Consider the following 12,605-nt stretch of genomic DNA (forward strand, 5'->3'; position numbering starts at 1 on the left):
AAACTTAATCAGGGGATACTGTGGCAAAAGTTATCGTCATTGCTAACCAAAAAGGTGGTGTTGGTAAAACAACCACTGCGGTTAATTTAGCTGCTTCAATGGCAGCAACAAAACGAAAAGTATTATTAATCGATTTAGATCCTCAAGGTAATGCTACTATGGGGAGTGGTGTTGATAAATATGGTGATGTTGCTACCGTATATGATTTACTGGTTGATGAAAAACCATTTGAAGAAATAGTTGAGAAAGAAACTTCTGGTGAATATCATTTAATTCCTGCTAATGGTGATGTCACCGCTGCGGAAGTTAAATTGATGGAATTATTTGCTCGAGAAGTAAGATTAAAAAATGCACTGGCATTAGTAAAAGATCAATATGACTTTATTTTTATAGACTGCCCGCCTTCACTTAATATGTTAACTGTCAATGCGATGACTGCTGCAGATTCTGTTCTTGTGCCAATGCAATGTGAATATTATGCATTAGAAGGCTTAACTGCATTAATGGACACGATCACCCAATTATCAAAACTGGTTAATCCTGATTTGAAAATTGAAGGTATTTTACGAACCATGTATGATCCACGTAATCGTTTAGCCAATGATGTATCTGAACAACTAAAACAACATTTTGGCGAAAAAGTTTACCGAACTGTCATTCCTAGAAATGTAAGATTAGCAGAAGCACCAAGTTTTGGTGCTCCAGCGATGTATTATGATCGTACTTCTACGGGCGCTAAAGCATATTTAGCATTGGCAGGTGAAATACTAAGACGTAAAGAACAGGTCGAAGTTGCATAATATTTTAAGGTAGTAAATTATAATGTCTGCTAAAAAACGTGGTCTTGGTCGAGGCTTAGATGCCCTATTAACATCAAGCAAACCTGCTGTAGCTAAAACAACACAGACATCAATCGATCAGGTTGAAATCACAAAAAATTTAGAAAAAAGCGAATTGCAAAAATTACCAATTGAGTTTATTAAACCAGGTAAATACCAACCGCGTAAGGATATGTCGGAACAAGCCCTTGAAGACTTGGCTAGTTCTATTCGTTCACAAGGTGTGATCCAGCCAATTGTTGTTCGTGAAGTATTTCAAGATAGTTATGAAATTATTGCAGGTGAACGTCGCTGGCGTGCGGCACAACTCGCATGCTTAGATGTTATTCCCTGTCTTATTAAAGATGTGCCTGATGAAGCTGCAGTTGCTATTGCGTTAATTGAAAATATTCAACGTGAGGACCTTAATGCTATGGAAGAGGCTATTGCACTAAATAGATTACAAAATGAATTTGAACTAACGCATCAACAAGTCGCGGATGCTGTTGGTAAATCTCGTACTACAGTAACAAATTTAATGCGTCTAAATAATTTAAATGAAGATGTTAAAAAATTGTTAGAATATGGCGATTTAGAAATGGGCCATGCCCGATGCCTTTTGGCCCTTGAAGGTCACTTACAATCAGATACTGCTCGCACTGTTGTAGCTAAGGCGCTAACAGTTCGTGAAACTGAGAAATTAGTTAAGTCTGTCTTAGAGCCAGATCCAGAAAAGAAAATCATTGAAAAAGACCCTGATGTCAAACAGTTAGAGCAACAACTTTCTGATAATTTAGGCGCTAAAGTTGATATTAGTTATAATAAAAAAGGCAAAGGTAAGTTGGTTATTTCATATACTGACTTAGCTGAACTTGATGGTATTTTAGAAAAAATTAATACCTAAAACAGTTGATTTTTAGCTAGATATTTGAAGATAAGCTTAAAAATAAAATTAACCTATCTTCAAATCATCACTTTAAAATGTGATTTTTTTAAAAAGTTAAATTTATATTTCTTTTTATTTAGCTTCATTCTAAATAAATATCAGTAACACCAGATAAAGTCTAAGATAAAACCCCACTATCAAAAGGAATATTCCATTGCAAAGTCACCAGAAATAAGTATAATTTCGCCAGTTTTTGTTACTTGAAATTTTTTAGCTGCGTAAAGGTTAATAAAACGTGAATAATCGCTTAGCTCAACCATTACGTAACGCTGCATTTAAATTAGTCATATTTCAAGCGATAGTAGCAGTCATTGCTGCAGCCATAATTTTTATAGGTTGGGGACTTGAAGCAAGTTTATCAGCATTAGCTGGCGGGTGTGTTTGTGTTATCGCCAACCTTGTATTTTCAGCTTACGCATTTAGATTTGCCGGTGCTAGGCAAGCAAATCAAATATTTGTTTCGTTTAAACGAGGCAGCGGATTAAAATTTTTGTTAACCATATTTTTATTTGCATTGATTTTTAAATTTGTACAGGTGGTTCCATTGGCATTTTTTGCCTGTTACATACTAATCATGTTTATGCAGTGGTTTGCACCGTTATTTTTTAAAAAATAACGATAAAAATAACTTTTAAACTTTAACTTTAACTTTAGGATAAAACATGGCTGCTGAAGAGCAAACCCTACAGGGTTACATCAAGCACCATTTAACGAATGGACAGGTCGCCCTTACCGACGATCCAACCAATACGTTTATGGTACTTAATGTTGATACCCTTGCATGGTCCATTGGTTTAGGACTGATATTTTTATGGATATTTAAAGGTGCTGCAAATAAAGCAACACTTGGCGTACCAGGAAAATGGCAATGTCTAATCGAAATGGTTGTTGAATTTGTTGATCAAAACGTGAAAGATACTTTTCACGGTAAAAGTCGTTTAATCGCGCCTTTAGCCCTAACAATTTTTGTTTGGGTTTTCTTGATGAACTTAATGGATTTAATACCGGTAGATTTCTTACCATGGATTGCAGGCCAAGTTGGTGTTGCTTCAGGTGCTGTTGAAAGCTCTCATGATATTTATATGAAAGTAGTACCTACTACTGATTTAAATCTAACAGCTGCTCTAGCCCTTGGTGTTTTTGCGTTAATTATTTTTTACTCAATTCGTGTTAAAGGCGTAATGGGCTTTGTAAAAGAGCTTACATTAAATCCTTTTAGTGCTAAAAATCCCGTATTACAAGCATTGCTTATTCCAATAAACTTTGTAATGGAAGCTATTACATTGATAGCGAGACCTATTTCTCTATCGTTACGTTTATTTGGTAACTTATATGCTGGTGAGCTTATTTTCATTTTGATTGCTGCCATTGGTTTATTCCAATTACCGCTTCATTTTGTTTGGGCTGTATTCCACATATTAGTAATCGTATTGCAAGCATTCATCTTTATGATGCTAACAATTGTATATTTAAGCTTAGCGTCAACAGATCACTAACTAGATATATAAATAAAAAAATTTTTAACTTTAACTTTAACTTTAACATGTCAATCGGAGACAAAAATGGAAATCTTTGAAGGTTTAAAACTTATCGCTGTAGCTTTACTAATCGGTTTTGGTGCCCTAGGTACTGCTATCGGTTTTGGTAACTTAGGTGGTAAATTCTTAGAATCAGCTGCGCGTCAACCTGAACTTGCTGCTTCACTTCAAGTAAAAATGTTTATCGTAGCTGGTCTAATCGATGCGATCGCTATGATCGGTGTTGGTATCGGTCTATTCATCCTTTTCGCTCTATAATAGTTTTTTTCGTTTTACTAAACGAATTTATTATTAACTATTTTATTAATGAAAAGGAGGAGCGGTTATGAACATTAATGCCACTCTAATAGGCGAATTAATCGCATTTATCGTTTTTGTATGGTTCTGCATGAAGTATGTATGGCCACCACTTAACGGTGCGATTGAAGAACGTCAGAAAAAAATTGAAGATGGTTTAGCCGCTTCAGATCAAGCTGAAAAAGATTTGCAACTTGCGCGTGATAAAGCAACTGCACAACTTAAAGAAGCTAAGTCTCAAGCTGCTGAAATCATCGAACAAGCTAAAAAACGTGCTACGCAAGTCGTCGATGAGGAAACTCAACGCGGTCACGAAGAACGTGAAAACATTATTGCTCAAGGTCACTCAGAAATTGAAGCCGAACGTAATCGTGTTAAAGAAGACCTGCGTAAGCAAGTTGCTTCTTTAGCGATTATTGGTGCTGAGAAGATCATAGAGCGCGAAATTAACGAAGCTGCACATAGTGACATTGTTGAAAAACTTGTTGCTGAGCTGTAATTGGAGGTCTGAGCATGTCTGAATTGACTACTATAGCTCGTCCTTACGCTAAAGCGGCTTTTGAATTTGCCGTTGATAAAAATGCTGTTGCTGATTGGAACAACATGTTGGAGTTTGCTGCACAAGTAGCAAATAACCAACAAGTACTTTCATATGTATCAAGCAAAGCCTCAGAAGAACAAGCTGAAATATTTATTTCAGTTTGTGCTGAGCAAATCAACGAATACGGCCAAAACTTAATTAAAGTTTTAGCCGAAAACGGACGTTTAGTTGCGTTACCAGCGGTTGCTGAATTATTCACTGCATTTAAAGCTGAATATGATAAAGAAATAGATGTAGACATCGTTTCTGCAACAGAGCTTGCTGCAAGTCAGCAAGACGCATTGGTTAGCGCGTTAGAAAAACGTTTTTCACGCAAAATTAAGCTGAATTGTAGTGTTGATGAAACGCTTGTTGGCGGTCTTATTGTTAAGGCTGGTGATAATGTCATTGATGGCTCTATACGCGGTAAATTAAACCGTTTAGCCACAACACTTCAATCGTAATTAGGAAGAAAGAGCATGCAACTTAATTCCACTGAAATTTCAGAACTAATCAAAAAACGTATTGAGCAGTTCGAAGTTGTAAGTGAAGCTCGTAACGAAGGTACTATTGTATCTGTTACTGATGGCATCATCCGCATCCACGGTCTTGCTGACTGTATGCAGGGTGAGATGATTGAGCTTCCGGGTAACCGTTATGCTATCGCACTAAACCTTGAGCGCGACTCAGTTGGTGCAGTAGTTATGGGCCCTTACGCTGACCTTAGAGAAGGCGTTAAAGTATTATCTACAGGCCGTATCCTTGAAGTACCAGTAGGTCCAGGTTTACTTGGTCGTGTTGTAAACACTCTAGGTGCTCCGATCGATGGTAAAGGCGCTGTAAACAACGATGGCTTCGAAGCTGTTGAGAAAATCGCACCAGGCGTTATCGAACGTCAATCAGTAGATGAGCCAGTTCAAACTGGTTATAAATCTATCGATGCGATGATCCCAGTTGGTCGTGGTCAACGTGAATTGTTAATCGGTGATCGCCAAACAGGTAAAACTGCTTTAGCAATTGATGCAATCATTGCACAAAAAAATACTGGCGTTAAATGTGTATACGTAGCTGTAGGCCAAAAGGCTTCTACAATTGCTAACGTAGTACGCAAGCTAGAAGAGCATGGCGCGCTAGATAACACTATTATTGTTGTTGCTTCAGCTTCTGAATCAGCTGCACTTCAGTACTTAGCACCATTCTCTGGTTGTACTATGGGTGAATACTTCCGTGACCGCGGTGAAAACGCTTTAATCGTATATGATGATTTATCTAAGCAAGCAGTTGCTTACCGTCAAATCTCATTGCTACTTAAGCGTCCACCAGGTCGTGAAGCGTACCCAGGTGACGTTTTCTATCTTCACAGTCGTCTTCTTGAACGTGCATCTCGTGTAAACGCTGATTACGTTGAAAAATTCACTAACGGCACAGTGAAAGGTAAAACCGGTTCATTGACAGCATTGCCTATCATTGAAACGCAAGGTGGTGACGTTTCAGCGTTCGTACCTACTAATGTCATCTCTATCACTGATGGTCAGATATTCTTAGAATCTGACTTATTTAACGCAGGTATCCGCCCAGCTGTAAATGCTGGTATTTCGGTATCTCGAGTTGGTGGTGCAGCACAAACTAAAATCGTTAAAAAACTAGGTGGTGGTATCCGTCTAGCGTTAGCTCAGTACCGTGAGTTAGCGGCTTTCTCTCAGTTCGCTTCTGATCTTGATGAAGCGACACGTGCTCAACTTGAGCATGGTCAGCGTGTTACAGAGTTAATGAAACAGAAACAGTATGCTCCAATGACTGTTGCTGATATGTCTCTGTCTTTATTTGCTGCTGAAAAAGGTTATTTGCAAGATATCGAAATCGAAAAGGTTTTAGATTTTGAAGCAGGCCTTATTTCTTTCGCAAATAGCGCATATGCAGAGCTTGTGGCTCAAATTAACGAAACTGGTAACTACAACAAAGAGATTGAAGCACAGCTTAAAGAACTTCTTGAGAAGTTTAAAGCAACTCAAACTTGGTAATATGTAGTTATTCATAGGTGAACTTTTTTATTAAAAGTTCACCCGGATTCGGAGAATAGAGTCATGGCCAGCGGTAAAGAGATAAAAAGCAAGATCGGCAGTATTAAAAATACTCAGAAGATCACCAGCGCAATGGAAAAAGTTGCAGCGTCTAAAATGAAAAAGGCGCAAGAACGTATGGCTTCAAGCCGTCCATATGCTGAAAATATACGCAAAGTGATCGGTCACATTGCACACGGTAGCTTAGAGTACAATCATCCATATTTGGAAGAGCGCCAAGCGAAACGTGTTGGTTATATTGTTATCTCTACAGATCGTGGTTTATGTGGTGGTTTGAACACTAATATGTTCAAAACATTAGTACAAGATGTTCAAAAATTTAAAGCACAAGATGTTGAAGTTGATTTTGCCTCTATTGGTAATAAAGCTGCTAACTTCTTATGTCGTTTTGAAGATAAAGTACTCGCACAAACTGCAGGTTTGGGAGATACACCTTCGATACAAGACATTATAGGTCCTGTAAAAGTTATGCTTGATGCATACAATGAAGGAAAATTAGACCGCTTGTTCGTAGTGTATAACAATTTTGTTAACACTATGAAACAAGAGCCAAAGATCGATCAGTTGTTGCCTTTGCCAAAAGCAGAAAGCCAAGCGCTTTCACACCGCTGGGATTACATATATGAACCAGATCCAAAAGCAATTTTGGATACATTAATGGTTCGTTTTATTGAATCTCAGGTATATCAAGGTGTTGTTGAAAATGCAGCTTCTGAACAAGCCTCCCGTATGGTTGCGATGAAAGCCGCAACAGATAATGCAGGTGATTTAATGGACGAGTTACAACTTGTATATAACAAGGCTCGTCAGGCAGCAATCACACAAGAAATCAGTGAGATTGTAGCGGGTTCAGCAGCAGTTTAAACTGTTTAGGCAAAGTTAAACTAGAGGAATAGACATGAGTTTAGGTAAGGTCGTCCAAATAATCGGCGCTGTTGTGGATATTGAATTTCCACAAGAAAGCGTACCAGCCGTTTATGACGCACTAAAAATTAAAAATGGCGATTTAGCGGGTTTGACTCTAGAAGTCCAACAGCAGCTAGGTGGCGGTGTGGTTCGTACAATCGCACTAGGTACTACAGATGGTTTACGTCGTAGCGCTGAAGTAGAAAATACAGGTAAAGGCATCCAAGTTCCAGTAGGTCAAGCAACGCTTGGTCGTATCATGAACGTACTTGGTGACCCTATCGATGAAGCTGGTCCAATTGGTGAAGAAGAGCGTATGCCTATTCACCGTGCTGCACCTAGCTATGAAGATCAATCAAGCTCAGTTGAACTTTTAGAAACTGGTATCAAGGTTATCGATCTTGTATGTCCATTTGCTAAAGGTGGTAAAGTTGGTCTGTTCGGTGGTGCCGGTGTTGGTAAAACTGTAAACATGATGGAACTTATCCGTAACATCGCTATCGAACACAGTGGTTTCTCTGTATTCGCTGGTGTTGGTGAGCGTACTCGTGAAGGTAACGATTTCTATCATGAAATGAACGAATCTAACGTACTTGATAAAGTATCGCTAGTTTACGGTCAAATGAATGAGCCTCCTGGAAACCGTTTACGTGTAGCACTTACTGGTCTTACTATGGCAGAGAAGTTCCGTGATGAAGGTCGCGATGTACTTTTCTTCGTAGATAATATCTATCGTTATACACTAGCAGGTACTGAAGTATCAGCATTGCTAGGTCGTATGCCATCAGCGGTAGGTTACCAACCTACACTAGCTGAAGAAATGGGTGTTTTACAGGAGCGTATCGCTTCTACTAAAACTGGTTCAATCACTTCAATCCAAGCGGTATACGTACCAGCGGATGATTTAACCGATCCATCTCCAGCAACGACCTTTGCTCACTTAGATGCAACAGTAGTACTATCTCGTGATATAGCATCACTAGGTATTTACCCAGCGGTTGATCCACTTGATTCAACTTCACGTCAACTTGATCCATTAGTAATTGGTCAAGAGCATTACGATGCTGCACGTGGTGTTCAAACAGTACTTCAACGTTATAAAGAGCTTAAAGACATCATCGCTATCCTAGGTATGGATGAGTTGTCTGATGAAGATAAGAACACAGTAATGCGCGCACGTAAAATTGAGAAATTCCTTTCTCAACCTTTCTTCGTAGCTGAAGTATTTACTGGTGCTTCTGGTAAATATGTATCTCTTAAAGATACTATTGCGGGCTTCAACGGCATCTTAAACGGTGAATTTGATGATCTACCAGAGCAAGCATTCTACATGGTTGGTTCTATCGAAGAAGCGATAGAAAAAGCTAAAAACATGTAATTAGGAGGTTGTCATGGCTATGACTGTACAGTTGGATGTCGTTAGTGCAGAAAAAACTATTTTTTCTGGTCTAGTTGAAACTATCCAAGTAACAGGAAGTGAAGGTGAACTAGGTATACACCCAGGTCACGCTCCATTACTGACAGCCCTTAAACCTGGAATGGTACGTTTAGTTAAGCAACATGGTCACGAAGAAGTGATTTATGTTGCTGGCGGTACACTTGAAGTGCAACCTTCATCTGTAATCGTGTTAGCTGATATTGCAACAAGAGCTGAAGACTTAGATGAGCAAACAGCCCTTGATGCAAAACGCAAAGCTGAAGAGCATTTAGCGAATTCATCGGCAACAGACATAAGTTATGCAGAAGCTGCGGCAGAATTGTCACATGCAATTGCACAACTTAAAGTGCTTAAAATTATGCGTAACTAACCTTTCCGGTTAATAGAAAAAGCCACCTTAGGGTGGTTTTTTTTTACTTTAATCAAATCCATTAAATATTTATTTGAGACTATAATTTGTTATTTTTATTTGTTCGGATAATAAAAAAATAAAACTTTGAATATCAAAGATGCTTAGTAAACTGATTTTACTTTTGTTAATGTTAAATTCAGTATTTAGGTACATGAAAAAAAGAATAATAATGAAACAAATTAATTTTTCTAGAGAAGTAAAAACAGTTAAATTCGGATGTTGGAATTTGAGCCCCAAACGTCAAACTATATTTGATGGAAAAGTAGAGAGAGAATTAGAACCGTTATTATATAACTTATTAGCGTATTTAATATTAAATAGAGAGAAAATAGTAACAAGACAAGAATTAGTAGATGAAGTATGGCAGCAAGTATATGTTGATGATAATGCCATTAATCGAGCAATGTCTAGATTAAGAAAAATATGTAAATCTGAATTACAAAGAGGGCAAATATTAAAAACGCATTACCGTAAGGGGTATAGTTTTTTATTAGATGTGGAAATTATAAAATATGATAAAAAAAGAACTACAAACGAAAATATAGAACTAATAAACGCAGAGAAAGATAAATATATTTTAGTATCTAAAAAAAATAACAAAAAAGATAAACAGTTTGAAGTGAAATTTAAAGATAAAAAATCAATTCAATATTTTTTATTTTTTGTTTTTTTATTATCAATTCTTACTTTTATTTATTATTTCAATCAAGATAAAGATGTAAACTTAAAAATAGTTGAAGTTAAAAATTACTCTTCAGATATTTTATCATGGAAAAGAGGTACTTATGAATTTCCTTATCTTTCATCTTCAGGTAAATACTTAGCATATGCACTGAAAGAGGAAAATAAACCTGTTAGTAGTTTACATATTAAGGATATGAAAAACTTAAAAGATTTTATCATCAATGAAAATCAATATGATGTTTACCCGATTGGATGGTCGAACCAAAGTAATATTCTATTCTACCAACTAATAAGTGTCGGAGATGATAACCTCTGCGAAATCTGGAGTGTAGATTTATCTATTGAACCTAACTTAGCTAAGCATAACAAGCTTTTTGAGTGTAGTTCATCTTATGTATTAAGCGCCAGTAGTTATGATAATAATAAGTTAATTTATACTAAATATGGCTATAGAGGCCGTTTAGATACAGCTGCACTGGTTATGCGGGATTTAATGTCTAATGAAGAGTTTCAGGTATCTTTACCTGGTTTTAAACCAATAGGGGACTATTCATTAAAAATATCTCAAAACTCTGAAAGGTTGGCTTTTTTACGTTCTCAATCATATGGAACACAAATATTCGTGACGAATATTGATGGCAGTAACCAAAGTATGATTGCTGAAGTTGATTACATAATTAGAAGTGTATATTGGGATGATATGTCTCAACATATTATGTGGTTTAATAAATCAGATAATATACTTAATAAATATGATGTTTTAACTAAAAAATTACAACATTCAGTTGTAAAAACCACTGAAGATATTCATGACCTTATTTTTATATCTGAAGATGACTTATTAATAACAACAAAGTGGACTGATTATGATTTAGTGAATTTATCATTAAAGACGAATGAAATTATTAACTTTTCAAATATGACACTAAAAGAAAAGTTGATAGCTCCTTTAAAAGAAGCACAGCACGCACTACTGCTAATTGAGGGGGAGCGCCATGCTATTTGGTATGTAAAAGGAGATAATCGCTCTAAAGTAATTGAATTAGATTTTAAGGATACGGTTTCGATTGCAGTATCTCCAGATGAAACTCAGCTTTTAGTGGCTAGAAATAAGTACTTATATTTTTATTCTCTTAATAATTATGAACTTGTAAATAAAGTAAGTATTGTTGGGCAAATTCAGTCTGCTGATTGGGGGAGAAGTGATAAAAAAGTAATATATACAGCCTCGTCTTTGGAGTTAAATAAAACTTATGGGTGGTTTTATGACATTGAAAATAAAAGATCCAATCAAATTTATAATTCAAATCTTTTTGATGCAAAAATGATATCAGATACACAACTTATATATTTAGATAGTAAAAATCAATTCGTACAACTAAATCTTGAAAACAATCATACTGATATTATATTAGATCTTAGTGCTGAAGCCGATATTATTTGGACGCATGATGATCTGAATATATATTATACAGACAATATTTCAATTTTTAAAAAAGTAATCAGTTCAAAAAAAACCGCAGAAGAAATTTTTAAAGTGGATAAAGATATGGAGCTAATCGCGTCATTATCCAGTGATAAAAATTCGGAAGCAAATAGCTTATATATAAGCTTAATAAGAAATAAACCAAATTCAATAATAAAAATGAATAGGCTCAAAGATTAGACATTAGTTCGATTTAACTCGTAATTATGAGAGGTGCCTATTTATGCTGTTTAAATAAGATAAAGGGTCTTTTAAACTCTCATATTAGGTTTGATGTAATACTAATTAAAAAGATACCTTGTCAAAGAAGCCGTCAGTGCCTTTATTTTGTGGGAAATAGAGGTTGTGTTTCACACGTAAAAAATAAATACCCTACATAAATACCAAATCTAAAACTTATAAAGTAGATTTTTTTGAAAGTGTCATTTTTAAATTTATGGTAATTATTTTATAATTAAAATGGTGTTTTTATGATTAATTCAATAAATTCAGGTTGTTAAGTCTAATTCTTACCGAGGTTTTATAACTTATTTGTTAGTATATTTTTATTTTTTTTTGTTATGGTTACTCCATCAAATGGCAAGTTACTAAATACTTTAAAATACCTACCGTCTATAGGAAAAAAAATGAAATTTAAATTGAATAAGAAAAAAATTAAAAACCTTTCAAAGGATTACAATAAATTACCATTAGTTATAACAGCTAAAATCGCAGGGGGAGTTCCTCATCAATTCGGTTTAGTAACAGACCCACTTGAAACTAAATGCTAAATACTTATCTGTATTAATATACTTATATAATTTTAAATATTTAATGACTAAATATATTGGTTAGAAATGAGATTATTTATTTTCTTTATCTGTTTTGTTTTAACTAAATTAGTTTTTGCAAATGATGAATTTACACATGATGTAAAAGTAACCTTTAAAGGTGATGATAGTGTCATTGTTATCTCACGAGTTGAAGGTGAAATCATAAAAGTCCATTTAGAAGAAAATGATTTTACCGAGCAGGGTCAAACTATTGTTAGTATTTTACATAATAAAAATAAATGGATAGTGACTTCTCCATTATCAGGAGTAGTACGAAAAATTTATGATAAAAATAATTATGTTCATATTGGTGATATTGTGGCTGAAATTATTTCAAATGAAATTAAGGGCGTTATCTACCTTAATAATTTTGAGTTTGACTCTAATAAGGCTCATAAATTTTACTTATGCACTCAGGGTTATGTATTACAGATAAATATATTTAAAAAACAGCAAGATAAATTATATTTCTTTTCAAATAGCATAAATCGAAATTTATTTTTTAATCGTAATTATTTATATCATGAAATTAATAATGCGATGTTAGTAAAAAACAAAAAAATGTGCAATTTGTATAAGTAACTGATTTTAACTGAGGCCATTTAAA

14 protein-coding genes are annotated in these 12,605 nt (G+C 35.2%); all 14 read left to right on the plus strand.

Features of this window, described 5'->3' with window-relative positions; genetic code table 11:
* Positions 1–20 precede the first annotated feature (20 nt).
* Entirely contained in the window at positions 21–800 is a 780-nt protein-coding gene (locus tag CJF42_RS02520; RefSeq protein ID WP_095365166.1) for a ParA family protein, read from the plus strand.
* A 22-nt stretch (positions 801–822) separates the two neighbouring features.
* Positions 823–1,722 carry a ParB/RepB/Spo0J family partition protein gene (locus tag CJF42_RS02525; protein ID WP_095365167.1) on the plus strand — a complete coding sequence of 300 codons (900 nt, stop codon included), beginning with the start codon at positions 823–825 and terminating at the stop codon, positions 1,720–1,722.
* A gap of 277 nt (positions 1,723–1,999) precedes the next feature.
* Positions 2,000–2,380 carry an ATP synthase subunit I gene (locus CJF42_RS02530; RefSeq protein WP_095365168.1) on the plus strand — a complete coding sequence of 127 codons (381 nt, stop codon included), beginning with the start codon at positions 2,000–2,002 and terminating at the stop codon, positions 2,378–2,380.
* A gap of 46 nt (positions 2,381–2,426) precedes the next feature.
* A complete protein-coding gene (atpB, locus tag CJF42_RS02535) occupies positions 2,427–3,260 on the plus strand; it encodes a F0F1 ATP synthase subunit A (RefSeq protein ID WP_095365169.1) in 834 nt (277 codons plus the stop codon).
* 66 nt (positions 3,261–3,326) lie between these two features.
* Positions 3,327–3,560, plus strand: a complete 234-nt coding sequence (gene atpE / locus CJF42_RS02540; protein ID WP_095365170.1) for a F0F1 ATP synthase subunit C — start codon at positions 3,327–3,329, stop codon at positions 3,558–3,560.
* Between the two features lie 67 nt (positions 3,561–3,627).
* Positions 3,628–4,098 carry a F0F1 ATP synthase subunit B gene (atpF, locus tag CJF42_RS02545; RefSeq protein WP_095365171.1) on the plus strand — a complete coding sequence of 157 codons (471 nt, stop codon included), beginning with the start codon at positions 3,628–3,630 and terminating at the stop codon, positions 4,096–4,098.
* A 14-nt stretch (positions 4,099–4,112) separates the two neighbouring features.
* Positions 4,113–4,643, plus strand: a complete 531-nt coding sequence (gene atpH / locus CJF42_RS02550; protein WP_095365172.1) for a F0F1 ATP synthase subunit delta — start codon at positions 4,113–4,115, stop codon at positions 4,641–4,643.
* 15 nt (positions 4,644–4,658) lie between these two features.
* On the plus strand, positions 4,659–6,200 hold the full coding sequence (gene atpA, locus CJF42_RS02555; protein WP_095365173.1) for a F0F1 ATP synthase subunit alpha: 1,542 nt from the start codon (positions 4,659–4,661) through the stop codon (positions 6,198–6,200).
* A gap of 63 nt (positions 6,201–6,263) precedes the next feature.
* A complete protein-coding gene (gene atpG, locus CJF42_RS02560) occupies positions 6,264–7,124 on the plus strand; it encodes a F0F1 ATP synthase subunit gamma (protein ID WP_095365174.1) in 861 nt (286 codons plus the stop codon).
* Between the two features lie 34 nt (positions 7,125–7,158).
* Positions 7,159–8,544: a F0F1 ATP synthase subunit beta gene (atpD, locus tag CJF42_RS02565; protein WP_095365175.1), complete on the plus strand. Its 1,386-nt coding sequence runs from the start codon at positions 7,159–7,161 to the stop codon at positions 8,542–8,544.
* A 13-nt stretch (positions 8,545–8,557) separates the two neighbouring features.
* A complete protein-coding gene (locus CJF42_RS02570) occupies positions 8,558–8,974 on the plus strand; it encodes a F0F1 ATP synthase subunit epsilon (protein WP_095365176.1) in 417 nt (138 codons plus the stop codon).
* A 211-nt stretch (positions 8,975–9,185) separates the two neighbouring features.
* On the plus strand, positions 9,186–11,366 hold the full coding sequence (locus tag CJF42_RS02575) for a winged helix-turn-helix domain-containing protein (protein WP_170940443.1): 2,181 nt from the start codon (positions 9,186–9,188) through the stop codon (positions 11,364–11,366).
* A gap of 446 nt (positions 11,367–11,812) precedes the next feature.
* The gene (locus CJF42_RS27160; protein ID WP_170940444.1) at positions 11,813–11,956 is read left to right on the plus strand and encodes a hypothetical protein; all 144 of its coding nucleotides are present in this window, start codon (positions 11,813–11,815) and stop codon (positions 11,954–11,956) included.
* A gap of 66 nt (positions 11,957–12,022) precedes the next feature.
* A complete protein-coding gene (locus tag CJF42_RS02580) occupies positions 12,023–12,580 on the plus strand; it encodes a biotin/lipoyl-containing protein (protein ID WP_095365178.1) in 558 nt (185 codons plus the stop codon).
* The last annotated feature ends 25 nt before the right edge of the window (positions 12,581–12,605 follow it).

It is taken from the genome of Pseudoalteromonas sp. NBT06-2 (assembly GCF_002276045.1).
Taxonomy (GTDB): domain Bacteria; phylum Pseudomonadota; class Gammaproteobacteria; order Enterobacterales; family Alteromonadaceae; genus Pseudoalteromonas.